22 protein-coding genes are annotated in these 22,997 nt (G+C 65.5%); 12 read left to right on the top strand and 10 right to left on the bottom strand.

Going from position 1 to position 22,997, the window contains the following annotated elements; all coding sequences use genetic code 11:
* The first annotated feature begins 399 nt into the window (after nucleotides 1-399).
* The 4 genes from ACOZ9V_RS17085 (at nucleotide 400) to ACOZ9V_RS17070 (ending at nucleotide 6,124) form a co-directional block, all read left to right on the top strand.
* Nucleotides 400-2,034 (top strand): ABC transporter substrate-binding protein, encoded by a 1,635-nt coding sequence (locus tag ACOZ9V_RS17085; protein ID WP_139469085.1) that lies wholly within the window; start codon nucleotides 400-402, stop codon nucleotides 2,032-2,034.
* A gap of 141 nt (nucleotides 2,035-2,175) precedes the next feature.
* The gene (locus ACOZ9V_RS17080) at nucleotides 2,176-3,267 is read left to right on the top strand and encodes an ABC transporter permease (protein ID WP_434592008.1); all 1,092 of its coding nucleotides are present in this window, start codon (nucleotides 2,176-2,178) and stop codon (nucleotides 3,265-3,267) included.
* Nucleotides 3,267-4,328 (top strand): ABC transporter permease, encoded by a 1,062-nt coding sequence (locus ACOZ9V_RS17075; protein WP_434592005.1) that lies wholly within the window; start codon nucleotides 3,267-3,269, stop codon nucleotides 4,326-4,328. The genes ACOZ9V_RS17080 and ACOZ9V_RS17075 overlap by 1 nt, the downstream gene beginning before the upstream one ends.
* A complete protein-coding gene (locus ACOZ9V_RS17070) occupies nucleotides 4,325-6,124 on the top strand; it encodes a dipeptide ABC transporter ATP-binding protein (RefSeq protein WP_434592002.1) in 1,800 nt (599 codons plus the stop codon). The genes ACOZ9V_RS17075 and ACOZ9V_RS17070 overlap by 4 nt, the downstream gene beginning before the upstream one ends.
* A gap of 67 nt (nucleotides 6,125-6,191) precedes the next feature.
* Here the strand turns inward: ACOZ9V_RS17070 and ACOZ9V_RS17065 are convergent, their stop codons facing one another.
* Entirely contained in the window at nucleotides 6,192-6,851 is a 660-nt protein-coding gene (locus ACOZ9V_RS17065; protein WP_172171879.1) for a TetR/AcrR family transcriptional regulator, read from the bottom strand.
* A 1-nt stretch (nucleotide 6,852) separates the two neighbouring features.
* Here ACOZ9V_RS17065 and ACOZ9V_RS17060 point away from each other — a divergent pair, with 1 nt between their 5' ends.
* The 3 genes from ACOZ9V_RS17060 to ACOZ9V_RS17050 all read left to right on the top strand — a co-directional run bounded on the left by ACOZ9V_RS17060 (nucleotide 6,853) and on the right by ACOZ9V_RS17050 (nucleotide 8,807).
* Nucleotides 6,853-7,239, top strand: a complete 387-nt coding sequence (locus ACOZ9V_RS17060) for a hypothetical protein (RefSeq protein WP_181271452.1) — start codon at nucleotides 6,853-6,855, stop codon at nucleotides 7,237-7,239.
* Between the two features lie 8 nt (nucleotides 7,240-7,247).
* Nucleotides 7,248-7,826: an NADPH-dependent FMN reductase gene (locus ACOZ9V_RS17055; protein WP_181271451.1), complete on the top strand. Its 579-nt coding sequence runs from the start codon at nucleotides 7,248-7,250 to the stop codon at nucleotides 7,824-7,826.
* 219 nt (nucleotides 7,827-8,045) lie between these two features.
* The gene (locus tag ACOZ9V_RS17050; RefSeq protein WP_434591997.1) at nucleotides 8,046-8,807 is read left to right on the top strand and encodes a 3-hydroxyacyl-CoA dehydrogenase; all 762 of its coding nucleotides are present in this window, start codon (nucleotides 8,046-8,048) and stop codon (nucleotides 8,805-8,807) included.
* Nucleotides 8,808-8,821: 14 nt separating this feature from the next.
* Here ACOZ9V_RS17050 and ACOZ9V_RS17045 read toward each other — a convergent pair whose 3' ends face one another.
* Both ACOZ9V_RS17045 and ACOZ9V_RS17040 read right to left on the bottom strand, forming a co-directional pair.
* Complete coding sequence (locus tag ACOZ9V_RS17045; RefSeq protein ID WP_172171871.1) at nucleotides 8,822-9,454, bottom strand: response regulator; 633 nt, start codon at nucleotides 9,452-9,454, stop codon at nucleotides 8,822-8,824.
* Nucleotides 9,451-10,860 (bottom strand): sensor histidine kinase, encoded by a 1,410-nt coding sequence (locus ACOZ9V_RS17040; protein ID WP_181271450.1) that lies wholly within the window; start codon nucleotides 10,858-10,860, stop codon nucleotides 9,451-9,453. The genes ACOZ9V_RS17045 and ACOZ9V_RS17040 overlap by 4 nt, the downstream gene beginning before the upstream one ends.
* 181 nt (nucleotides 10,861-11,041) lie before the next feature.
* Here ACOZ9V_RS17040 and ACOZ9V_RS17035 point away from each other — a divergent pair, with 181 nt between their 5' ends.
* Nucleotides 11,042-12,055, top strand: a complete 1,014-nt coding sequence (locus ACOZ9V_RS17035; RefSeq protein WP_181271449.1) for a CPBP family intramembrane glutamic endopeptidase — start codon at nucleotides 11,042-11,044, stop codon at nucleotides 12,053-12,055.
* Nucleotides 12,052-12,456, top strand: coding sequence for a hypothetical protein (locus ACOZ9V_RS17030; protein WP_181271448.1), 405 nt, complete (start codon nucleotides 12,052-12,054; stop codon nucleotides 12,454-12,456). The genes ACOZ9V_RS17035 and ACOZ9V_RS17030 overlap by 4 nt, the downstream gene beginning before the upstream one ends.
* Here the strand turns inward: ACOZ9V_RS17030 and ACOZ9V_RS17025 are convergent.
* The 3 genes from ACOZ9V_RS17025 to ACOZ9V_RS17015 form a co-directional block, all read right to left on the bottom strand.
* Nucleotides 12,398-13,297: a hypothetical protein gene (locus tag ACOZ9V_RS17025; protein ID WP_181271447.1), complete on the bottom strand. Its 900-nt coding sequence runs from the start codon at nucleotides 13,295-13,297 to the stop codon at nucleotides 12,398-12,400. The two genes, ACOZ9V_RS17030 and ACOZ9V_RS17025, sit on opposite strands and share 59 nt — an antisense overlap.
* Nucleotides 13,298-13,371: 74 nt before the next feature.
* A complete protein-coding gene (locus ACOZ9V_RS17020) occupies nucleotides 13,372-15,369 on the bottom strand; it encodes a sensor histidine kinase (RefSeq protein WP_181271446.1) in 1,998 nt (665 codons plus the stop codon).
* Nucleotides 15,366-16,277: a hypothetical protein gene (locus ACOZ9V_RS17015; RefSeq protein ID WP_181271445.1), complete on the bottom strand. Its 912-nt coding sequence runs from the start codon at nucleotides 16,275-16,277 to the stop codon at nucleotides 15,366-15,368. Before ACOZ9V_RS17015 ends, ACOZ9V_RS17020 begins: the two co-directional genes overlap by 4 nt.
* Before the next feature lie 168 nt (nucleotides 16,278-16,445).
* On the opposite strand from ACOZ9V_RS17015, the gene ACOZ9V_RS17010 reads away from it, so the two are divergent.
* Nucleotides 16,446-17,177, top strand: a complete 732-nt coding sequence (locus ACOZ9V_RS17010) for a response regulator (RefSeq protein WP_434591991.1) — start codon at nucleotides 16,446-16,448, stop codon at nucleotides 17,175-17,177.
* Nucleotides 17,178-17,217: 40 nt separating this feature from the next.
* On the opposite strand, the gene ACOZ9V_RS17005 is transcribed toward ACOZ9V_RS17010, so the two are convergent.
* On the bottom strand, nucleotides 17,218-17,694 hold the full coding sequence (locus ACOZ9V_RS17005) for a hypothetical protein (RefSeq protein WP_181272438.1): 477 nt from the start codon (nucleotides 17,692-17,694) through the stop codon (nucleotides 17,218-17,220).
* A 9-nt stretch (nucleotides 17,695-17,703) separates the two neighbouring features.
* Here ACOZ9V_RS17005 and ACOZ9V_RS17000 point away from each other — a divergent pair, with 9 nt between their 5' ends.
* A complete protein-coding gene (locus ACOZ9V_RS17000; RefSeq protein WP_181272437.1) occupies nucleotides 17,704-18,933 on the top strand; it encodes a UPF0158 family protein in 1,230 nt (409 codons plus the stop codon).
* A 40-nt stretch (nucleotides 18,934-18,973) separates the two neighbouring features.
* Here the strand turns inward: ACOZ9V_RS17000 and ACOZ9V_RS16995 are convergent, their stop codons facing one another.
* Entirely contained in the window at nucleotides 18,974-20,005 is a 1,032-nt protein-coding gene (locus ACOZ9V_RS16995; RefSeq protein ID WP_434591987.1) for an NAD(P)H-dependent flavin oxidoreductase, read from the bottom strand.
* Nucleotides 20,006-20,272: 267 nt separating this feature from the next.
* On the opposite strand from ACOZ9V_RS16995, the gene ACOZ9V_RS16990 reads away from it, so the two are divergent.
* Nucleotides 20,273-21,844 carry an acyltransferase family protein gene (locus tag ACOZ9V_RS16990; protein ID WP_434591984.1) on the top strand — a complete coding sequence of 524 codons (1,572 nt, stop codon included), beginning with the start codon at nucleotides 20,273-20,275 and terminating at the stop codon, nucleotides 21,842-21,844.
* Here the strand turns inward: ACOZ9V_RS16990 and ACOZ9V_RS16985 are convergent.
* Nucleotides 21,813-22,304 carry an SRPBCC domain-containing protein gene (locus ACOZ9V_RS16985; protein WP_135810475.1) on the bottom strand — a complete coding sequence of 164 codons (492 nt, stop codon included), beginning with the start codon at nucleotides 22,302-22,304 and terminating at the stop codon, nucleotides 21,813-21,815. The two genes, ACOZ9V_RS16990 and ACOZ9V_RS16985, sit on opposite strands and share 32 nt — an antisense overlap.
* Nucleotides 22,301-22,666 (bottom strand): ArsR/SmtB family transcription factor, encoded by a 366-nt coding sequence (locus ACOZ9V_RS16980; protein WP_135810474.1) that lies wholly within the window; start codon nucleotides 22,664-22,666, stop codon nucleotides 22,301-22,303. Before ACOZ9V_RS16980 ends, ACOZ9V_RS16985 begins: the two co-directional genes overlap by 4 nt.
* Between the last annotated feature and the right edge of the window lie 331 nt (nucleotides 22,667-22,997).

Raw genomic sequence — 22,997 nt, 5'->3', positions numbered from 1 at the left:
CAGGGGTTTCTGAGCATCGAAACAGTGAAGGACCTGTGTCTTCTCTGTGATGCACCTCATAAGTGAAACCGATTGTCATCGGTGACGCAAATCGAATTCGCCGAGGCGGCTCCCCGTTGCGCCGCCGAAGTCGCGGCCGTTGGATGGGATACGGCTGGGAGCGGTTCGCGGCGGTTGTGGGCGTGATGTGGGGTGACGGCGGGGAGTGCCCCGGCTGTCCCGGCAAGGGAAGTTTCGCTGTGGCGAGCAGGGCCGCCTCGGCGAATTGTTGCGAAGTCGTTGCGAACTGGATCACTTCATGTGCTTCAGTTCACTATTTGGGACGGGAACCGTAAGATGTGGTGCGGATCTCTTCGAGCAAAGAAGACACGAAGAGCACTTGTGAAAGACAGGAACACCATGAAACGACGAACCGGTGCAAAGGCTGTGGCCATCGCCGCGGCCGGAGCTCTGCTCCTCTCCGCCTGCTCGACCTCGACGACCGGAGGCGGCGGCGGGGACGACAAAGGCGGAATGCTCACGGTCGGAACCACGGACAAGGTCGTGGCTCTCGACCCGGCTGCTGCGTACGACAACGGAAGCTCGCTCGTCGAACAGCAGATCTACCCGTACATCCTCGCCTACAAGCCGGGCACGGCCGAACTCAACCCATCGATCGCCGAGTCCGCTGACTTCACCGAGCCGACGAAGTACGAGGTCAAGCTCAAGGACGGACTCAAATACGCCAACGGCAACGAACTGACCTCCTCGGACGTGAAGTTCTCCTTCGATCGTCAGCTGAAGATCCAGGATCCCAACGGGCCCTCTTCGCTGCTGGGCGGTCTGAAGTCCGTGGAGACCCCGGATGAGAAGACCGTCGTCTTCAACCTCAAGCGCAAGAACGACCAGACCTGGCCCGGAGTCCTCGCCAGCGCCGCCGGACCGATCGTCGATGAAGACGTGTTCTCGGCCGACAAGGTCACGAAGGACCAGGAGATCGTCGACGGCAAGGCCTTCGCCGGCCCGTACACGATCGACGGCTTCAAGTTCAACGAGCTGATCACCTACAAGGCGAACCCGGACTACAAGGGCTTCATCGAGCCGGCGAAGACCGAGACCGTGCAGATGAAGTACTACTCGGACGCGAACAACATGAAGCTCGACGTCCAGGAGAACACCATCGACGTCGCGTGGCGTTCGCTCTCGGCCACCGACGTCGAGGACCTCGGCAAGAACGAGGACCTCAAGGTCCACAAGGGTCCCGGTGGCGAGATCCGGTACATCGTGTTCAACTACGACACGATGCCCTTCGGCGCGAAGACCGATGACGCCGACGAGAAGAAGGCGCTCGCTGTCCGCCAGGCCATGGCCGACTCCGTCGACCGTCAGGCGATCGCCAGCCAGGTCTACAAGGACACCTTCACTCCGCTGTACTCGCACGTGCCCGACGGGCTTCCCGGCTCCGACGAACCGCTGAAGTCCGAATACGGCGACGGCAAGGGCGGCGCCGACGTCGAGAAGGCGAAGAAGGCGCTCAAGGACGCCGGAGTCAAGACCCCGGTCGAGCTCAAGCTCCAGTACAACCCTGACCACTACGGCCCCTCCTCAGGCGATGAGTACGCCCTGGTCAAGGACCAGCTGGACAAGACCGGGCTGTTCAACGTCAAGCTGCAGTCGACCGAGTGGGTCCAGTACTCGAAGGACCGCACCGACGACGTCTACCCGATGTACCAGCTGGGCTGGTTCCCGGACTACTCGGATGCCGACAACTACCTCATGCCGTTCTTCTATGACACGGATGAGACTCCGTCGTTCCTCGCCAACCACTACCGTGACGAGGCGATGAACAAGGAGCTCAACGCTCAGTCCTCGATCGCTGATAAGGGCAAGCGCGAAGATGCCCTGAAGAAGATCCAGGGTGAGCTGGCCGACGAACTGCCGACCCTGCCGCTGCTGCAGGGCAACCAGATCGCCGTGTCCGGCAAGGACGTCAAGGGCGTCGACGACACCCTCGACCCCGCTTTCCAGTTCCGTCTGGCACTGCTGAGCAAGTGATCACCCACACGAGGTGCAGGTGAGCCGATCAGGCCGCCTGCACCTCGTGGCGCGTCCGCGGTGAGGTCCGTACACCTGCAGTGAACCTCGCCGAGCTGTCTCTTGCCGCGAGCGCATCGAAACACATCCCATAAGGAACACATGTCTGCTGCCATCAGCGAACCAGGGGCTGAGGCCGCCGAGACTTCGGTCGCGGTCAAGAAGCCCTCGGGGGGCGGTCTGGGACGTTATGTCCTCATCCGCTTCCTGCTCATCATTCCCACCATCTTCATTCTCACCACTCTGGTGTTCTTCCTCATGCGCATCACCGGTGACCCGATCACCGCAGCGCTGGGCGGACGCCTGACGAAGGCCCAGCTGGCCGAGCGCGTCCATGCCGCCGGCTACGACCGGCCCATCCTCGTCCAGTACTTCGAATACCTGGGCAATCTGCTCAAGGGCGACTTCGGCACAGCGGTCTCCGACGGGCAGCCGGTCTCGTCGATCCTGCTCAACTACGGAGCAGCGACCGTCGAACTCGTCTTCTACGCGCTCATCGTCGCGTTCATCCTCGGCATCCCGCTGGGCATGCTCGCCGCCTACCACCGCGACAAGGCCCCCGACGCGGCACTGCGTGTGCTCGCGATCCTCGGCTATGCGACCCCGGTGTTCTTCGCGGGCATGATCCTCAAGCTCGTCTTCGGCGTCTTCCTGCCGATCCTGCCCGTCGCTGGCCGCGGCACCACAGAGACCGAATACATCATGTCCGGTGTCGTCGGCCCGACGAGGTTCTACCTCATCGACGCCCTGCGCATCGGCAGCTTCTCCGTCCTCGGCGATGTGCTCGCCCATGCGGTGCTGCCGGCGATCGCCCTCGGCGTGCTCACCGCCGGAGTGTTCCTCCGGCTCGTGCGCACGAACCTCATCGGCACGCTCGAGCAGCAGTACGTCGACTCCGGTCGATCCCGCGGAATCTCCGAATACCGCCTGGTCACCAAGCATGCGTACCGTCCAGCGCTGATCCCGATCATCACGGTCATGGGGATGCAGATCGCGCTCATGCTCGCCGGCGCCGTGCTCACCGAGACGACGTTCGAGTGGAAGGGACTCGGTTTCAAACTCGCCGAGTACCTGACCGCCCGTGACTTCGTGGCAGTGCAGGGAATCGTCGTGTTCCTCGCCGTCATCGTCGCGGTCACGAACTTCCTCGTCGACGTCATCGCCGCGTTCATCGACCCGAGAGTGAGGTACTGATGTCCACTTCAGACAACCCGCAGAACCAGGGCCCGGCTGAAGAGGCCCAGACCTTCGCCGAGGAGGCTCCCGGCTCCGGAGTACCGGCAGTGGCGTTCGACGACCGGGCCAAGAAGTCCTGGTTCTCCCGCCTGCCGATCATCTCGCATCTGCGCCAGTCCGTGGGGCTGCAGCGCGGAATGCTCATCACCGGCCTCGTGCTGTGCGGAATCGTGCTCATCTGCGCGATCTTCGCTCCGATCATCGCCCCGTACGGTTTCAACCAGCTGGGCACCTCCGAGGGCAACTTCGGGTCGAAGCTGCCACCCGGCGGCACCCATATCTGGGGCACGACCGTCGGCGGCTACGATGTCTTCTCCCGTGTCGTCTGGGGCGCCCAGACCGCAGTGGCCGTCATCGTCGTGGCCGTGGTCATGTCGATCTTCGCCGGTGTCATCCTCGGTCTCGTTTCCGGCTACATCGGCGGATGGCTCGACCGCATCCTCGTCGTCATCGCCGATGCCGTCTACGCCTTCCCGACCCTGCTGCTGGCGCTGGTCATGTCGATTGCGATCTCCGGCGGTCAGTCGAGTGCGTGGGGCGGCATCGCCGCGGCCGCATTCTCGATCACGGTCGTCTTCATCCCGCAGTACTTCCGCGTCGTCCGTGCCGAGACGCTGCGGCTGAAGGCCGAACCGTTCGTCGAATCGGCGATCGTCCTCGGCGCCTCGAAGACGCGGATCATCTCCAAGCACATCTTCCGCAATGCCACTCGGACCCTGCCGCTGATCTTCACACTCAACTCCTCCGAGGCGATTCTGACCTTGGCCGGACTCGGGTTCCTGGGCTTCGGAATCGAACCCACTTCGGCGTCGGAATGGGGATACGACCTCAACAAGGCACTGCCGGACGTCACCTCCGGTGTGTGGTGGACGGCGGTGTTCCCGGGCGTGGCCATCGTGCTCACGGTGCTGGGAATCACCTTGGTCGGTGAGTCGATGAACGACCTCAACGACCCGCGTCTGCGCGTGCGACGCAAAGCCAAGGTCAAGAACGTCAAGCCCGCGGAGGTCACGGCATGAGCAAGCAGAAACACGAGCGGACCGCCTCGGCGACGGGCAGCATCCTCGATGTCGACAGTCTCGACGTCACCTTCTCCACCGACGGCGGGGACGTCCATGCGGTCAAGGACGTGTCGCTGAGCGTCTCGCCCGGTGAGGTGCTGGCGATTGTGGGTGAGTCGGGGTCCGGCAAGACCGTGACCGCCCGATCCATCCTCGGTCTGCTGCCCGAGACGGCGCAGCGAACCGGGGCCATCGTCATCTCCGGTGCGAACGTGCTCAGCGTCTCCGCCGATGAGCTGCGGGCCATGCGCGGCCGGGATGTGGCGATGGTCTTCCAGGAGCCGTCGACGGCGCTCAACCCCGTCTTCACGGTCGGGTGGCAGATTGCCGAAGGTCTGCGCGCGCACGATAGGAAGGCGAACAAGGCCGACCTCAAGGCGCGCGTCGTCAAGGCCATGCGGCAGGTCGGGATCCCCGATGCCGAAAGCCGTTTCGACTACTACCCGCACCAGTTCTCGGGCGGGCAGAAGCAGCGCATCGTCATCGCCATGGCCCTCGCTCTCGGGGCGAAGCTCATCGTCGCCGACGAGCCCACCACCGCACTCGACGTCACCGTGCAGGCAGAGATCCTCGACCTGCTGCGCGATCTGCGAGACGAGACGGGCACTGCCATCGTTCTCATCACCCACAACATGGGCGTCGTCGCCGACCTCGCCGATCGAGTGGCCGTGATGCTGCGCGGCGACCTCGTCGAAGTCTCGACCGTCGAGCAGCTCTTCAACGATCCGCAGGAGCAGTACACGCGCGAACTCCTCGCCGCGGTGCCGCGGATCGGGTCGACCGTGGCCGGAAGCCGCAAGGCGGCCGCCGCCTCAGCGCGCACTGACTCGACGGGGGAGGCCTCGGGTGGGGTCGCCTCGGCGGGGGAGACGACGGACGGGGGTGCCTCGGCGAAGGAGGGAGCCGCCTCGGCGAAGGACGGGGACGCACGCGAATCGATCGTGACCGCGCGCGAGCTCGATATCGTCTATCCGGGCGGGATCGGCAAGTCGGACTTCCACGCGGTGAAGAAGGTCAGCTTCGATATCAAGGCCGGCGAAGTCTACGGGCTCGTCGGTGAGTCGGGGTCGGGCAAGACGACGATCGGACGCGCGATTGCGGGCCTGACCAGGGCCAGCGGCGGTAGCCTCTCCGTCCTCGGGCACGAGATGGTCGGGTTCAAGGAGCGTGAGTTCTCGAAGATCCGGCGACGGATCGGGTTCGTGTTCCAGGACCCGGCGGCCTCGTTCAATCCTCATCTGTCGATCGGGGAGTGCATCGCCGAACCGTTCGCGATCCATCGCCGGGAGATGAGTGCGAACGACCGGTCGCAGCGAGTGGCCGAACTCCTCGATTCTGTGCAGCTGCCGAAGGCGTATGCGGCGCGGTATCCGCATGAGCTCTCCGGCGGTCAGCGGCAGAGGGCGTCCCTGGCGCGTGGACTGGCGCTCGATCCGGAGCTGCTCATCGCCGACGAGCCGACCTCTGCGCTCGATGTGTCCGTGCAGGCGAAGGTGCTCGAGCTCTTCGTCGAGCTGCAGAACCGCTTCGACTTCGCGGTCCTGTTCATCAGCCACGACCTCGCCGTGGTCGACATGCTCTCCGACCGCATCGGGGTGCTCTTCCACGGCGAGCTGCTCGAAGAGGGCACGGGAGAGCAGGTGCTCGGTGCGCCGCAGGAGGACTACACGAAACGCCTCATCGCCTCACTGCCGGTCCCGGACCCGAAGGAGCAGGCGAAGCGCCGCGAGCTGGCAAGAACCCTCCGCCCCTAATTGCTACCTGACGGCGGCGCAGCAACCTCGCGCGAGGTTGCTGCGCCGCCGTCAGGTAGCAAGGGGGTCAATTGGTGTCGGCGATGAAGTCGAGCATTCCGGCCTGGTTGACCGGTAGTGCCAGCAGGCGGTCGAGTTCGGCCTCGTCGGGGTCGATGCCGAGGATGCGCATCGAGTACTGAGTGAAGTCGCGCTCGATCATGTCAGGCGTCAGGTCGCCCGTCGGCCGGTACCACAGCGAGAGCGAGTTGCAGATCGAGTGGATGGCGCGAGTGGCCAGAGCCGCACTGCTGACGCGGAACTTACCCGAGTCGATGCCGGCCTGGACGATATCGCCCATGATCTCGCGGGCCTCCCGCTGGAGTTCTTTCACGCGGACGGCGTTGTCGCCGGTGAGCCGTTCGGTATCGCGCAGCAGCACGGTGGAGACCGAGACGTTCTCCATGCGATAGCGGGCGAGGTAGCGCACCGCCACGGCCAGCTGATCGACGACATCGTCATCGACATCGGCGATGACCGCTCGGCAGTGTTCGACGTACCAGGTATACGCTGTGTGGACGAGCTCGTAGAGAGCTTCCTGCTTGGACGGGAAGTAGTAGTAGAGCGCTGAGAGGCTCAGACCTGCTGTCTGTGCGATATCGCGGATGGACGCGCCGTCGAATCCTTTGTCCGCGAAGGTGTCCCGGGCCGAGCGGAGAATATTGTTGCGGCCGTTGGTTGAGCGCACGATGACCGGACTCCTTGCCTTGTTTTCCGTTGAAGCCGACTTTTTAACGAACAGTCTTTCACTTGCCCAACGACCATACACGACAGGTGGTCTCTGCGGGCCTGATTTCGCGCGGAATTACGGTATCACCGTGTTCGGCGTCCGTTGCGACCGGTCGCGGACTTCGTGTGGCCCCGTCACCGGAACAGTGATCGAGCAGTGCCTGGTCAGCGACCTGACCCAGCCCCAACCTGTGACCAGCGTCACTCTCTATCCGGGAATGATTGAGTGTTCAACAATGTTGGTCACGGTGGAGCTGCAGCCGACCCGGTTCGCCGAGGTCGCAGGCTCGGCCCGTGAACTCGACCGCCATGGCCGCCCGGCCGGTGGACACCGCTCAACGATTTGAGGACGCATATGCTCAACATTGCCATCATTCCCGGAACTTCTCGCCCGCAGGCGCTCAACCCGCAGATCGTGAACTGGGTCGAGCAGCAGCTGGCTTCCAATGATGACGTCCGCGCCGAGGTCGTCGACTTCGGCAGTTTCGACCTGCCCCTCCTCGACGAGGTGATCCCCGCCGGTGCGAAAATGTACGCCAACGACCACACGAAGGCTTGGGGCTCGAAGCTCGAAGAGTTCGACGCCTTCATCTTCGTCACTCCGGAGTACAACCACTCGATCTCGGGTTCGCTGAAGAACGCCCTCGACTTCGTCGCCACCGAGTTCAACCACAAGGTCGCCGGCATCGTGAACTACGGCGCCGACAAGGGAGTGCGCGCCGCTGAGCACCTGCGCCACATCCTCGCGAACTACAAGCTCGCCGTCGTCCGCGACCAGGCATCGTTCTCGATCTTCACCGACGTCGCCGACGGCACGTTCGCCCCGACCGAGGTCTCGGCCGCCCCGTTCGCCTCCATGGTCGGCGACATCGTCGCCTGGGGCGAGGCCCTGAAGTCCGTGCGCGAAGCCGGCGCCGAGGAGCAGGCCGCCTGAGTCCGCCCTCGCAGCTGAGCTGAGACAGGCCCGCCGGTCACCCGACCGGCGGGCTTTGTCGTCCCCGTGTCGATTGACACCGTCCCCGTCGCGACCGACGCCGCCGTCAGGGTGATCCCTCACCGAGGCGGCCCCACCCGACCGTGCACAGTGACCGTCCCCACATCTGCGTTAGAGTCGCAGTGATCAACTGTTCGCTCAGCGATGCAAAGGACACTCATGGATCTCACGAACACCGTCGCCCTCGTCACCGGCGGAGCCTCCGGACTCGGCCGCGCCACCACCGAACGCCTCTTGGCCGCCGGCGCCCAGGTCGTCATGGTCGACCTCAACGCCGAGGTGGGGCAGCAGGTCGCCGCCGAACTCGGCGATTCCGCCCACTTCGTCACCGCCGACGTGACGAACGAAGAGCAGGTTCAGGCCGCCGTCGACACCGCCACCGGGCTCGGCGCCCTGCGCGTCGTCGTCAGCTGCGCGGGCGTCGCGACCCCCGGCAAGCTCGTCTCCCGCAAGGGTCCGCTGCCGCTCGAGGCATTCCAGAAGGTGCTGAACATCAACATCGTCGGCACCGTCAACGTCTGCCGCCTCGCCGCTGCGGCCATGCAGCAGCAGGAGCCGGACGGCGAAGAGCGCGGAGTCATCGTCAACACCGCCTCCGTCGCAGCCTTCGACGGGCAGATCGGCCAGATCGCCTACTCGGCGTCCAAGGGCGCCGTGGCCGCCGTGACATTGCCGATGGCCCGCGAACTCGCCGCCTCTCTCATCCGCGTCGTCACCATCGCCCCCGGCATCTTCGAGACCCCGATGATGGCCGGCCTACCCGCCGAGGCGCAGGAATCCCTCGGCAAGTCCGTGCCGCACCCGGCCCGGTTGGGCAAGCCCGCCGAGTACGCGCAGCTCGTCGAAGCGATCGTCGCCAACCCGATGCTCAACGGGGAGACGATCCGCCTCGACGGCGCCATCCGCATGGCCCCGAAATGATCGACTAGGGAGGCTCAGCGGCGGGCGTTGACGAGCAGCGCCAGCTGCACCCGCGAGGTCACCTCGAGCTTGTCGAAGATGCGCGCCAGGTGGGTCTTCACCGTCGCCGTCGAGACGAACAGCGACCGCGCCACCTGTGCGTTCGTCAAACCCTGAGCGACCGCCTCGGCGATCTCCCGTTCCCTGGTCGACAGATTTGCCAGCGGATCCTGACCCGGCGCCGAGGCGGCCGGACGGGACGACATCAACGTGGCCAGGGCGGTCGCCGACAGGGTGCGGGTGCCGTCGGCCGCCGCACGGACGGCGTTGATGAGCTCTTCCGGTGGAGTGTCCTTGAGGATGTAGCCTGCCGCCCCGGACTGCAGGGCGCGGTGGATGAAATCGTCGGTCCCGAAGGCCGTGAGCATGAGCACCTGCGGGTGTTCGGGATCGGACAGCAGCGTCTGAGCTGCTTCCAGGCCGTCGAGACGGGGCATCCGGATATCCATGAGTACGAGGTCGGGACTCAGCCGACGGGCGAGGTCGATGGCTTCGACTCCGTCGACCGCCTCGGCGATGACCTCGATATCGGTCGCCGCGCCGAGGAGGAGCTTGAGACCCGAGCGCATGAGCGATTCGTCGTCGGCGATGAGTACCCGAATGCTCATGGCTGTGTCTCCTGCTCGTCGCGGGGGTCGGTCGTTTCGGTCATACCCGGGGCGTCGCCGTCTGTGAAGATGTCGGCGTCGACGGGGATGCGGGCACGGAGAGTGAACTCCGGAGTGGTCGTCACGGTGAGATCGCCGCCCATGGCCTCCATTCTCTCCCGCAGTCCGAGCAGTCCCAACCCGGATCCGGAGACGAGCTGCTGCGCTCCGGCGCGGAAGGCCGGGGCCAGGCCTGTGTGCGGATTGCTGGCGACGAGCACGAGGTGACCGTCGGCCTCATCGAAGCCGACCTTGATCGTCACCGTCTGGCCTGGTGCGTGCTTGACCGCGTTCGTGATCGCCTCCTGGACGAAGCGGTAGATCGTCGTCTGCTCGAGTGCCCCGCATCGGTGGAGCGCCGCGCCCGTCACCGGTTCGAGGTAGCGCAGCTCAGCGGTGTCGCCCCTGGCCGCGACGAGGCGGTCGATGTCGGGGTCGATGACCGTGCCCTGATCGTCGCTGCGGAGCATGGTGAGCACCTCACGGAGTTCGACGCCGGAGCGGCGGGCGGCATCGGCGATGAGGCGGGCGTTCTCCCGCACCTCGTCGGGGTCGAGGTCCTGCCGCACGGACAGCGCACCGGAATACATGGCGATGACGGAGAGGTGGTGGGACAGGGAATCGTGCATATCGCGGGCGATGCCGCGTCGCACCTCGGCGATGGCGCGGTCCTGCCGGGAGCGTTCGCGCAGCAGGGTCTGGGCGGCGGAGTCGATGAAGCCCTGCTCGCGGGCACCGCGGATGACACCGACGATGACGATAACGGCGTACATCGTGCCGCCGAAGACGAACACGGGAAGATCGAAGGCTCCCGCGGCCTGTGGAGTGAGCACATAGGTCGCTGAGAAGGCTGCCAGTGTGGCGGCGAGTGCGACGAAGTCGAGGGCCCAACTGCGCCGGGCCGACAGTGAGATGAGCATGATCGAAGCGGCGAAGGCGCCGAGGATGCTGACCGTGCCGAGGAGTATGCCGATGATCCCGACTGTGACGGGAATCCAGCCTCCCGGTCGCCGCTGAAGCGATTCGACGGATCCGTCGGCGGCGAGGAACTCATCACCGCCGTGCCCGGTGACTGTGAGGAATTCGCGCAGCTTCTCTGAGGCAAGGACCTTCGGACGCAGTTGTTTGCGCGGAATCCGGCGTCCGTCGAAGACGAGCACGATTGGCAGACAGACGAAGGATACGAGCCCGAAGACGATGTGTACGAAGATTTCGGCACTGAGCGCGTCCGCCTCAGCACCGGTGGGTTTCGGGTTCGGCCACTGGTTTCCGATGACAACGAAGAGGATGAGCGCGCCGACGACCGCGGAGATGCCGGTCCAGAGGAGGGCATGCGCGAGCGGGCGGCGGGCGGGGCGAGGTGTCACCCTTCGAGCCTACCCGGGCGCGGGCCGCGAGGGTGTCGCCCGAAAGGATGAATTCGGAGCGGCCGCGAGGGCGCGGCAGCCCGGCCGGATGCGCCCTGACGTGCGCATTCATTCGATCGGATGACATGAATCATGCCCTTGACCGATGGTGGGCGGCCGCCGGTTTCGAAAGGGTGGAGACATGAGAAACCGACCCTACACTCTGCACTATCATCGTCAGTTCGCCGCACTGCCCGACAACAGGTGGTTCAAGCCGATCCTCGTCGCGCTCCTGACCGCGGTGTTCTACCTCATCGCAATCGTCGTCCTGTTCGTCGGCTTCTTTCTCTGGGCACTCTTCGCCCTCGGCGTCGACGGTGACTTCAACACATGGTCGGAACGCCTCATCGACATGAACACGACCACGGGCGTCCTCTTCGGACTCGTCAACGTCATCCTCATGTGGCCGGCCGCCGAGCTCGCGACCCTATGCATCTACCGGCGCTCTTTCTCCTCGATGATCTCGCTCCGCGGCGGCATGCGATGGGGGCAGCTCGGCCGGTATCTGCTGGTCGGTGCGGCCGTATGGGTGGTCTGCGCGATCGTCATGGTCGCCTTCTCCGACGGGTCGATGGGCAACCTGACCTCGGGAATCGTGTGGAACAGCCAAGTGCTCGCCATGCTCATCGCAATCATCCTCCTCGTTCCGTTCCAGGCGACGGCCGAGGAGATCGTCTTCCGCGGCCTGGCCATGAACATCATCGGCTCATGGCTGCGCCACCCCGCGTGGGCCGTGTTCATCCCCGTGCCGATCTTCGTCGTCGGCCACGTCTACGACCTGCCGGGACTCATCGACGTCGGCATCTTCGCCGTCATCGTCGGCACCCTGACCATCATCACCGGCGGTCTCGAGGCCGGAATCGCCTTCCACATCGTCAACAACGTCTTCGCGTTCGGTCTGGGCGTGCTCGCCGGTGCCGACCTCAATGCGACGAGCGCCCCTACAGTCGAGGTCGTCATGTCGATAGCGGCTCCGATCGTCTTCGGCATCATCGTCGTCCTCGATCATCTCCGCCGAGGTGGATCGATCTTTCGCCGAGGCGGCCCGACCGACCGTGAACCGATGCGTCCCCGCGGGGACAGCCCAGAGAACGAGGAAACCGCGGTGGACAGCGATGTGAATGCCGACACCGAAACGAAAGCGAACCTGTCATGAGCTACTACAGCGAGCTCGCCCAGAACCTGCGCAAGCGCGGGTGTGAAGAAGACCAGGTCCTCACCGTCCTCCACGAGGTCAAAGACAGAGCGGAGGCGGCAGGGACGACACCCGACGCCGAGTTCGGCACTCCCGAAGAGGAAGCCTCAAAGCACAGCGGGAAGCGCGCACGGTCCGCGGGCCAGGCGACGCTCAACGTGTTCGGATTCGTGGGCGTGTGCTGTGTGGTCGTCTACGCTATCTGGCCGGGACTGTTCGACTTCACGAACCCCGTGCTGTCGAACTTCGCCGGCATGATCGCGCTCCTCGTCCTGCTCGTCATCGGCGCCTTCGTCGCAGGTTTCATCGACTCTCGTCTGCCGAAGGGGTTCGAGGCTCCGCGGTCAGTAGCCGATCGATGAGCTCATCTGCAGTGATGCCCTCGGCCCGCGCGGCGGCGTTGATGCGATCGAGCGTCGAAGGCGACAGAGCCGGCGTCGGTTGAGACGACGGCTGGGACGACGACGGTTGAGTCGATCGGGCTGACGTCTCGCCGGCGCGGTCGGCGCGCGCAGGCTTCGACCCGGTCCTGAGCAGCAGCGAAGTCAGCGGCACGACGACGACCCCGAGTGCGGCGAGGATCCATACGATCCCGTTGAGGCGGGTCAGCCACTCGAGTTCCCACGCTGATTCCACCCAGATCGTGACGAGAATCAGGCTCGTGCCGAGCGCGAGGAGGCAGAGCGTGATCGGCAGCCCGATCCGCACCACCCGAGACCGGGGTACCAGCAGCAGAATGAGCGAACTGACCGAAGCGACGGCGGTGACGAGCACGATCGACGCGAGCACCTGGTAGAGGATGTCGCCGATGGTCTGGCCGGTGGAGCCGGGGACGGGGTCGTCCCACATGTACGGATCGCCCCAGACGAACAGAATGCTCAACAGCAGGGTGATGAACGCCAGCAGGATCGTTGCGCTGCCGAACCATTGGGCTCGCCGACCGATGAGCGTCGCCCCGCAGAAGGCGGCGACGCTGCAGGCACCGGTCACCGCCGTCGTGGCGATGACCTGGAACGTCGGTTCGGACTCGATATCGCCGAGCATGACGATGATCCCGCCGATCGCCGCCACGCTGAAGGCCACGACGATGATGACGGCGATCGTGCGCCGCAGGTCCCGGACGAACCGGGACTGCTCTCGCGCCGCGGGTTCCGGTGCCGGCGTCGAGGGGTCAGATGGCGTCGATGGGGATGAGTGAGTCACTGTTTCTGCACCTTTCGGAGGGGATTTCAGACAGCAGGGATCCCTGATCGATTATGTCATCGATCCGCGGACCCTCACTCCATGGGCAGCGACGCGGTGACCTCGAACCCGCCAGCACTTGTCGGACCCACCCGCAGGCTTCCGCCCAAGGCTTCTACGCGTTCGCGCATCCCCTTGATGCCGAAACCTTCGCCGAGGTGGCTGTGCCCATCCGCATCCGCGCCGCCGTCGGGTTCCCCGTTGAGCACGGAGATCTCGAGCCGGGAGCCGATGGCCGTGACGGTGACCGCCACGGGTGCGCCGGCGGCATGCCGCAGCGCATTCGACAGACTCTCCTGAACCACGCGGAACGCCGTGAGGCTCGTCGTCGGCGGCAGCGACATGGGCTCGGTGGGGAAGTCGAGATCGACGACCGCACCGGAGCCGCGCGTGACATCGACGAGAGCGGGAATGTCATCGACGGTCGGCTGCGGCGCCAGGTCGGCATCCCGGCCACCGCGGAGGATTGCGAGCAGCCCACGCATCTCCGTGAGCGCCCGCCTGGCCGATCCCGCCATCGAATCGAATTCGCCGAGGCTGCGCTCATCGAGTCCGGGCAGCCGGTACTTCGCCGTCGTCGCCTGGACACTGATGACCGACATGCTGTGCGCCACGACATCATGGAGTTCCTGAGCGATGCGGTTGCGTTCTTCCAGCTCTTGCCGTTTCGCCAGCTCCGCGGCGCTGAGTTCGCGTTCGGATTCGAGCTGCCTGCGACCTTTGATGAGCAGGTTGCCGATGACGCCGATGGCTCCGGCACCGGCGGCGACGGCCGCGGTGGTGATGACGTTCGAAAAGGCCCCGGGCAGCTCGCCGGCATGCGGCAGGACCAGAGCGAGCCCGCCGATGAGCGCACTGCCCGACCACAGAGCGACGAGGTGGATCCAGCGGTGCCGCAGACCGATGATGAGGTGAAGGAACACGAGAGCCAGCAGCGAGGTGACCGTGAACGGTCGGACCACTCCCGAGACTTCCGCAGTGAGCAGAATGCCTGCCAGCTGAGCGACGAGGCCGAGGCCGATCGCCGGTATCGGCCAGCGCACTGCCAGCAGGAGCGCGGCGCTGAGACTGAACGCAAGAACCATCGCGAAGACTGTCGGGACACCGTAGAGCACGGTGGTCACCGGCCAGGCGACCGCGACGAGCACGACCCCGACGAACGCTGCGATGAGCCAGAACCACCCCTGACTCCCGGCGATGGCCGACAGTGCAGACGACTGCGCCGGATGAGCCGACCGCTCTGAGCGAGTCGCCTGCGCGGAGACAGCTGCCCCATCAGTCGACCCGGCAGCGCGGATCGAAACGATCTCGAGCAGTGCCATGGCGTGGAGGATGAAGGGGAAAGTCAGCAGCAGGACGATGCCCGTGACGAATTGGAACGTCGCCTCGGCGGAGAACCCGAGGTCAGTGACCGGGGAGTTCGTCACCCAGGCGACCACCCAGTCGACGGTGTCGCCTTCGTCTTCGGGGAGAAACCTGCCCCAGACGAAGAACGTGATCCCGCCAAGACCGCCTGCGAACCAGGCCAGGGAGATCGAGAACGTGAAGAGCCGGATCGGCAGTGCGAACACGGCCTCGAAGAGCAGATCCAACCACGCACGCGCATCGGACAGCGGAGCCAACCACCAGCGGAGTCCGCGTCCACGGGGACGGGGAGCCGCCTCGGCGATGGGGGCACCCCACGCACGAGCACGGGCCCGGGAGAGGTCGCCGAACGCGCGGGCGACGGTGAGTGTCAGCGGCAGGAGGAGCACGCCGACCCAGACGATGACAGTGGCGATCGAGACGGAGAACAGGGCGATGAGCACCGGGAACGCGATAAGGGAGATGAGCAGGCTCGGGGCGACGAGGCCGGCATCGCGGCCGAGATTGTGCCACACTCTGGCCCACCACGAACTCGGCGTGGTTGCGGCCTGAGAATCGGCGGCCGCTTGGGAGTTCGGGCCGATCTGCGGAGGCTCTGCTGGGCGGGGCACGTCTCCAGCGTACGCGTCGGCGGGTGCGGGGGAGGTGAGATCGGGGGAGTGGTTCACAGCGTGATTCCTTCCTGTGCTGTGTGCGAGGACGTCTGCGCGGTGCCGACCGCAGTGTCAGTGCGAGCGGTGCTGCGGGATTCGAGGACCTTCGGGTGGAAGCGCGAGAGCATCCACACTCCGCCGATGCCGATGGCTGCGGAGACGAGCAGACCGAGAGTGGCCGGCGGAGTCAGGCCCGTGTACTCGCCGAAGAATGCGGCACCGATGATGACGGCGACGATCGGATCGATGACGGTGAGGCCGGCCAGCACGGTCTCGGCGGGGCCGCAGGCGTACGCAGTCTGGACGAGCCAGAACCCCGCCGCCGAGGCCAGGCCGACCGCGCCCAACAGCGCCCACCAGCGCAGACCGAACGTATCGAGTCCGGGCAGTCCCGACATGACGACGGATCGGGCGAGGACGTGCGTGGCCGCGGCGACCGTGCCGAAGACGATCCCGGTCATGACGACCCGGGGGATGTGGCCGGCGGAGCTGAACGAGAACAGCCCCGCGAAGACGGTGAGGGCGATGAGCACGGCGAGCAGCCACGTCACCGACTGTGCGTTCACGGAGATGTCGTGGGCGAACCTCGCCGAGGTGGCCACAAAGGAGAAGATCCCGAAGAGCGTGACCGCGATGCTGATGAGCAGCGGAGCACCGAGGCGGAGCCCGAAGTACCGCCGGCCGATGAGGACGGCGAAGACGAGGGAGACCGCGCCGATGGGCTGGACGATGGCGACCGGGCCGAGTCCGAGCGCGATGACGTTGAGCACCGTGACCAGCCCCATGAGGCCGAGCCCGGTGGCCCAGGCAGCGCGACGGCGCAGGCCCGGAGCCATGGTGGCCACGGCATGCTGCTGGAAGTGGGTGCCCAAGGCCAGGCAGAACGCTGCTGCGGTGGCGAGGATGACGGCGGTGATGATCATGACTCGAACGTTAGGGAGCCGGTATGCGCCGGCACATCATACGCAGGAGTGAAATGAGCGCCGCACGTATCACCCGTGAGGATGAGATCTGCGCGAAACCGGACCCAAGCGGCGGATTCTCGGGGATTGCGAGGGTTCTGCGACCCCGCTGTCCGGTAGGTTTGGACCATGCCGGGATTTGAGGACGCGGGGAACGGAGACGGGGGAGCCGCCTCGGCGAGTGTGCCGCCTCCGTCGGAGACGACGATCAGGGTCGCCATCGTCGACGATCAGGCGATGGTGCGGCAGGGGTTCGGGGCGCTGCTCGACGCGCAGTCGGACATGCAGGTCGTCGGCAGCGCCGATGACGGATCCGCTGTCGTCGACCTCGTCCGCCGCACGAGCCCCGATGTCATCCTCATGGACATTCGGATGCCGACGCTCAACGGACTCGACGCCACCCGAGCGATCTTCAACATGCCCGGCGACCACCCGCGAGTCATCATGCTCACCACGTTCGACGCCGACGAATACGTGTTCTCCGCGCTCCGGGCCGGTGCCAGCGGATTCCTCCTCAAGGACGCCACCGCCGAAGACATGATCACCGCGGTCCGGGTCGTCGCCGGCGGGGAATCACTGCTCGCGCCCTCGGTGACCCGCCGCCTCATCGCCGAATACGTCGCCGGGCCCACAGTGGCTAAGGACACCGCGGTGCTCGGTCAGCTCACCGACCGGGAGATCGACGTGATGACCCTGGTGGCGAAGGGGCACGCCAACGCCGAGGTGGCCGAACAGCTGTACCTCGCCGAACAGACCGTGAAGACCCACGTGTCGAGGATCCTGTCGAAGCTGGGACTGCGCGACCGCACCCAGATCGTCGTCGCCGCCTATGAGTCCGGGTTGGTCGTCGCCGGGAGCTGAGGGCTGGGTGTTCCGGGACAGTGAAAATCTGCATGAGAGGCTATGAAACTCCGTGCGGCGCCCTCAACCGGACGAGAGCGCGAATGATGATCCACAGTATGAGGACGATCCAGACTGCCAGTCCGCACAGCACCAGCAGGGCATCTCCGACCGATCCCGCAGATCCACTTGAGTAGAGCAGGGCCGTCCCGAGCGCACAGAGAGCGAGGCCCATGAGGCCGGTGATGAGCTGGCTCTTCGACAACGCGCCGCGGAAATAATGTAGAACCAAAGCCATTCCGGCGACACATTGCGCCACGATTCCGATGACCGTCGAAATCCACAGGTCCGTATGCGAGCTGACGATCGGAACCAGCCATATCTGCCAGGCGGCAAAGGCCAGGCAGGTCAATGACACCCACTTCATGCCGAGCTTCTTTTCACGCTGAACTCCTTCGCCGTGGCGCTCGAACCGACGTTGATGACCGGTGGACTCAAGTGTATGGGCAGCTCTCGCGGATCGGTGGTCACCGTCCATACTGGAGAGATGGCGAAGATATGGCTGTCCATCGACGTGGAACTGCTCAGCGGAAAGGGAAACTCTCTGTGGCCGCGGCCCGGACGAACGTTTGCCGTGGGGCCGGCGCACACCTTTGCGGACTTCGCAGAGGCCATCAATTCGGCCTTCGCGCGCTGGGATCTCTCGCATCTCTCGGTCTTCACCTTGGCCGATGGGCGAGTCATCACCGACGAGGCCAGCGCTGAGGAATTCAGTGCATCGGAATTCGGGCCGGTCCAGGAGACCTTCGATTTCGCACGGGTGAAGGTGGCGCGCGAGGTGAAGCCCGGTGACGAGTTCCAGTTCACCTTCGACCTCGGCGACAACTGGACTCATCGGTGTGCAGTCAGCGAGTGGAAGATCGACCCGAACCTGATCTTCGACGCCATGCCCGACCATCCTGTCGCGATCTGGGGGTGGGGTGCCATGCCCGATCAGTACGGCAGGCGGTGGGCGACCGATGACGGCAGCGAACCGACCCCGCCGGAACCGGACGCTGCAGACCCGATGACGCAAGTGGTCTGGCCGGACGAAGATGAACAGCCGTTCGTCGACGCCCGAGAAATCCGGGCGGCCACTGCGACGAAGGACGCCGACCGTCTCTTCACTGCGGTCCGCGGCAAGCACATCGACGAGGCACTCCACCTCCTCGGTGCAGGCCTGTCCATGGCGCTCGACCAGGACCGCGACAGTGCGAAGCCGATCGTGGTCTCGGTACTCAACCGGCTGACCTGCCGCGAATTTCCCGGCGACAGTGAACTCCTTGAGGCGCTGGCGGCCCGGCTGCGGGGCGAACCGACTCCCGGTATTGACCTGGATGTCGACATCGAAATGCTCTCAATGACTCACGAAGGGTCGTTCGACGAGTCCGACGGAGGCTATCTTGACCTCCGAACCGGTGAGGTCATCGACTCCATGGTGGTCGACTATGGTGATTCGGGCATCGACTTCGACGAGGACACGGACCGGTTTGTGAGGTTCGACGGCGCAGAGACCAAAGACGGTTGGAACGATATGTATGCCTTCGTCTCAGGACTGCGCGACCCGGAGGTCCGAGATCGGGGACTCATGGCGATCGAAGGCAGGGGAGCTTTCCGCCGTTTCCGCCGGTTCACCGACGACCATGACCTCGGCGACCGGTGGTTCCAGTTCTCTGAGGACCGGAAGTACGGACGAGCCCGCCTGATCCTCGCCGAGAACGGGATCAGAGTCGTCTGAAGAACCGAGGTGGTCGTGCTGTGGCGACTTGCCCGGCCGACTACTCGCGGGCGAATTGAGCGCCGAGGTCCTTGACTATGGTCTCTGCGGATCCGTCCTGGGCGCTGCGGTATCCGGTTCCGGCCCACAGGTGCAGGCCGTGCGGGTCATCGGCCTTCTTCGCCGCGGCGCGGAACTCCTTCGTCAGATGGTGCACGGCCGGATAGGCGTCGACGGCGATCGGGTCGAACGTCCGCACGAAGTCATTGACCAGCGCACGCGCGGGGCGCCCGGTGAACGCCCTGGTCAGCTGGGTGTCCGTGAACTCGTCGTCGGCCAGTGCAGCCCGATGAGTGGGTGCCGTTCCTGCCTCGTCGGAGCGCAGAAGCAGGGTGCCGACGACGACTGAGCTCGCCCCCGCACCGAGGAGCTCTCCCACCATGGCCTCACCGTCGACTCCGCCGCCGGCTGCCACGGGCAGGTCCACCTCGGCGAGGATGTCACGGACGAGATCGACGGTCGCGCGGTCCTCGATGGTCCGCGTCGGATCGGCCGTACCCGAATGTCCGCCGGCGTGCGGACCTTGGACGATGAGCCCGTCGACCCCGACTTCGGCGGCCGCACGGGCCTCAGCAACCGAGGTCACCGTGGCGACGACCTGAGTGCCGACGGCGTGGAGGCGGTCGACCGCCTCGGCGGTGGGCAGATTGAAGGTCAGCGAGACCAGAGGAACGGGGTGCTCGGTGAGCCAGTCGAGCTTGTCGTCGAAGTTGTCGTCATCCTCGACCGGTTCGGGATCGAGCGTGATCTCGCGGGCGGCAGCGGCCGGTTCGAGCGCACTGACGAACCCGTCGAAAGCCTCGCGATCGACGGGGACGGGATTCGGAGCGAAGAGGTTGACGCCGAAGTTCGAGGTCGTCTCGCGCATCCGTGTGATAAGAGGGGCGAGAGCCTCGGCGGTGAGATACCCGCCGGCGACGAAGGGGAATCCGCCGGCCCGGGCGACAGCCTCGGTGAGTTCGGGCGTCGTCGTCCCACCGGCCATGGGTGCACCGATGATGGGCAGTGAGGTCTTCGCGAATGCGATCGTCACGGTTCTCTCCTATTATCGGCGGCCCGGGCTCGGCGTCTGTCGCCGAGCGAGGCGGCCGCGTGGTCGTGCGTGCTCATCGCCATTCTCACACGATCGGCAGCGGCGAGTATGAGGTGACCGGTCGAAGGTATCCCTCGGAAGTATCGGTCGGCGGGGGAGAGGTGGGCTCTCCGGCGTGATGTGCCGAGGCAGACGCGGTTCCTAACTTCGGTGTCATCGCCCCGATTCCCTGTGATCGGCACTGAACGACTCTGACAAGGAACTGCCATGACACTCATGCTCAACGACCCGGCCCCGCCCGCCGGCACCGAGGTCGTCCGAACCCCCGAGAGCGCGGTCGCCCCGCCCGCCGAACCTCGGACTCGCGAACCTCGCACCGTTGCCGCACCCCACCGTGACCAGGCCATCGACCTCATCCGGTTCGGCTGCCTCGTCGTCGTGGTCATCCTCCACTCGATGATGAGCGCGGCCGTGCTCGGTTCCGACGGCACAGTGGCGCCGACGGTCGCGCTGTCGACGACCGCCGGATTCGCCGCAGCGTCCTGGTTCTTCCAGGTCATGCCCCTGTTCTTCATCATCGGGGGATACGCAGGCATCACCGGATGGCGGCGCACCCGTGCTCGAGGCGGAACTTGGACCGACTATCTGCGCGCCCGACTGCGCCGCCTCGCCGTACCCACAGCTGTCCTCGTCGTCATTGCCGGAATCGGACTGTCTGCGGCCGCTGACATGGGCGTTTCCTCCGAACTCATCGCCGAGGCGAGCCGCCGCATCGGCCAGCCGCTGTGGTTCCTCGCCGTCTATCTCGGCCTGTCCTCGCTGGTGCCGGTAGCGGTGCATTTCCATGAAAGGGCGCCGAGGCGGTCCCTGGCAGTCCTCGCCGGCGCCGTCATCGTCGTCGACGCTCTCGCCAGAATGACAGGGGTTGCCGGCCTCGGCTATTTCAATTTCGTCGTCGTCTGGCCGCTGATCCAGCAGCTCGGGTTCTTCTTCGCCGATGCCTCCGACCGCCCGATCAGCCGTCCCGTGGTGTGGTCGGCGCTTGTGGCCGTGCTGGGTCTCCTCGGCGGACTCGTGGCGGCCGGGGTGTACAGCCCGAACATGCTCGTCAACCTCAATCCGCCGACCGGCGCCCTCGTTCTGCTCGGCGTGGCACAGCTCTGCGTGCTGCGGCTGTGCCACGCCCGGCTGAATCGGGCGCTCGACGTCGATCAGCCGTCCGCAGAGTCGACGATGGTTCCAGGAGAAGTCCCCGCCGAGGCGGCCCCCTCCTCCCGAATTCTGACCGCCCAGTTCTGGGCGCGGGTCATCGCCTGGGGCAATTCCTACGGAATGCAGGTCTACCTGTGGCATATGAGCGTCGTCATCGTCCTCATCGGCGCTCTCGGATGGCTGGCGCAGACAGTCGTCGACTTCCCGACGGGGATTCTGCTCTACCTGCCGACCGGCACCGTCGCCGAGTTCATCCTTCCCGAGATCGAGTCGGGATGGTGGTGGGCGACGCGTCTGCCGTGGCTGCTTGCAGTCATGGGACTCTCCGCGCTGGTCGCCATGGCCGCGGAGCGGATCCCGTTCCCCTCCGAACAGCGACTGGCCGCAGTCGGTCGCAGCCTCTCAGCGCTTGTCCGTGCTGTCCTTCCGCAGGGTTTCCCGGTCCAGGCATTCAGCTCGCGGGCGCGCGCCATCGTCGCTGTCGGAGCGGCCACGATGGGCATTGCGATCGCCCTCCTCGTCGGAATCGCGCCGATGATCTGGACGGTCGTGGCGGCCGGCCTGCTGATGGGTTCGCTCATCCTGTCGGCCGGGCTCACTCCACTGCGGCCGCCAGCTGGTCGGTGACAGTGCCCCAGCCGTCGAAGAACCCGAGTTCTTCATGCCGGGCGCGCTGCTCCGGGCTGCCGTGGCGCACGATGGCACGGTAGTCGGTGCCGTCGGGATGGTCGCCGAGGATGATCTCGGTGGTCATCGCCACCGGGTCCGGCAGCGACGGGTGCCAGGAGCTGCTGACGGCGTTCGTGAACACGAGGCGGCTGCCTTCCTCGATGACGAGGAACACCGCATCGACATGCGGATGCCACTCGGTGCCGTCCTCGCTCATCCGGGTGACGAAGGCGCCGCCCGGAGCGAGCTCGAGCGAATCCACGCGCAGACTCAGGGGCGCCGGAATCCACCATTGGGCCAGCTGATCCGGCGTGGTCCAAGCCTCCCAGATGGCCTGCTTCGTGGCGTGGATGATCCGCTGGATGCTGAGGTCGAGGTCTGGATTCTGATTTCGTGTGCGAGAGAGCTGAGTGGTCATGATTCCTCCTTTGTGGGGGTGGGCCCGTCGGAGTCGACGGAACCCGTGGTGACGAACTGTTCGAGCCGGTCGGTGGCGCGTTCCCAGATGCGCCGCTGTTCCTCGAGCCAACCCGAGAGCAGATGGAACCGATCCTGGTTGAGCACACAGGTGCGCACGCGCCCGGACTTCTCGGTCCGGATGAGGCCGCACGATTCGAGGCTGCGCACATGTTTCATGAACGACGGCAGCGAGATCGACAACGGCTCGGCAAGCTCTCCGACGCTGGCCGGCCCCCGCCCGAGACGCGCGATCACGCTGCGGCGAGTGGGGTCGGCCAATGCCGAGAACATCGCATCGAGCTCATCCGAATACTTAACCATGCGGCTAAGTATTACACCCTGGGGTGGCCTATGGGCAGAGGGCGGCTGAAAGTTCTGTGACGAATGATGACGGCGATCATACTTAACTATTGTTGAGCAATTGGGTTTACTGATACGGTGTTGATCGTCAACATTCCACGACATCACTTCAGCAGAGGGCATGATGATCGCTTTCAAGAATTCGCAGACCTGGGCGCTGTCCGCACGGTTCGAAGCTCTTGACTGTTGCATGCCCATGCCGATGTTCCGCCTCGTCAGAGGCTGATTTCTCTCCGATTCCGGGCGCCCGGGCTTTTCTGCGGCGGAGGCTGTCGGGCCTCGCTCGCCTCGC

Origin of the sequence: Brevibacterium sp. 1718, assembly GCF_051131255.1 — a bacterium.
GTDB classification, from domain to species: Bacteria; Actinomycetota; Actinomycetes; order Actinomycetales; family Brevibacteriaceae; genus Brevibacterium; species Brevibacterium sediminis.
Note: the sequence above shows the minus strand (reverse complement) of the source record. Positions and strands in the feature narration are given on the sequence as shown.

Excerpts from the sequence above, each read along its gene's own strand:
- ACOZ9V_RS17085 (WP_139469085.1), top strand. The coding sequence starts at position 400 with ATGAAACGACGAACCGGTGCAAAGGCTGTGGCCATCGCCGCGGCCGGA.
- ACOZ9V_RS17080 (WP_434592008.1), top strand. The coding sequence starts at position 2,176 with ATGTCTGCTGCCATCAGCGAACCAGGGGCTGAGGCCGCCGAGACTTCG.
- ACOZ9V_RS17075 (WP_434592005.1), top strand. The coding sequence starts at position 3,267 with ATGTCCACTTCAGACAACCCGCAGAACCAGGGCCCGGCTGAAGAGGCC.
- ACOZ9V_RS17070 (WP_434592002.1), top strand. The coding sequence starts at position 4,325 with ATGAGCAAGCAGAAACACGAGCGGACCGCCTCGGCGACGGGCAGCATC.
- ACOZ9V_RS17060 (WP_181271452.1), top strand. The coding sequence starts at position 6,853 with ATGACCGGACTCCTTGCCTTGTTTTCCGTTGAAGCCGACTTTTTAACG.
- ACOZ9V_RS17055 (WP_181271451.1), top strand. The coding sequence starts at position 7,248 with ATGCTCAACATTGCCATCATTCCCGGAACTTCTCGCCCGCAGGCGCTC.
- ACOZ9V_RS17050 (WP_434591997.1), top strand. The coding sequence starts at position 8,046 with ATGGATCTCACGAACACCGTCGCCCTCGTCACCGGCGGAGCCTCCGGA.
- ACOZ9V_RS17045 (WP_172171871.1), bottom strand. The coding sequence starts at position 9,454 with ATGAGCATTCGGGTACTCATCGCCGACGACGAATCGCTCATGCGCTCG.
- ACOZ9V_RS17035 (WP_181271449.1), top strand. The coding sequence starts at position 11,042 with ATGAGAAACCGACCCTACACTCTGCACTATCATCGTCAGTTCGCCGCA.
- ACOZ9V_RS17030 (WP_181271448.1), top strand. The coding sequence starts at position 12,052 with ATGAGCTACTACAGCGAGCTCGCCCAGAACCTGCGCAAGCGCGGGTGT.
- ACOZ9V_RS17015 (WP_181271445.1), bottom strand. The coding sequence starts at position 16,277 with ATGATCATCACCGCCGTCATCCTCGCCACCGCAGCAGCGTTCTGCCTG.
- ACOZ9V_RS17010 (WP_434591991.1), top strand. The coding sequence starts at position 16,446 with ATGCCGGGATTTGAGGACGCGGGGAACGGAGACGGGGGAGCCGCCTCG.
- ACOZ9V_RS17005 (WP_181272438.1), bottom strand. The coding sequence starts at position 17,694 with ATGGACGGTGACCACCGATCCGCGAGAGCTGCCCATACACTTGAGTCC.
- ACOZ9V_RS17000 (WP_181272437.1), top strand. The coding sequence starts at position 17,704 with ATGGCGAAGATATGGCTGTCCATCGACGTGGAACTGCTCAGCGGAAAG.
- ACOZ9V_RS16990 (WP_434591984.1), top strand. The coding sequence starts at position 20,273 with ATGACACTCATGCTCAACGACCCGGCCCCGCCCGCCGGCACCGAGGTC.
- ACOZ9V_RS16985 (WP_135810475.1), bottom strand. The coding sequence starts at position 22,304 with ATGACCACTCAGCTCTCTCGCACACGAAATCAGAATCCAGACCTCGAC.
- ACOZ9V_RS16980 (WP_135810474.1), bottom strand. The coding sequence starts at position 22,666 with ATGGTTAAGTATTCGGATGAGCTCGATGCGATGTTCTCGGCATTGGCC.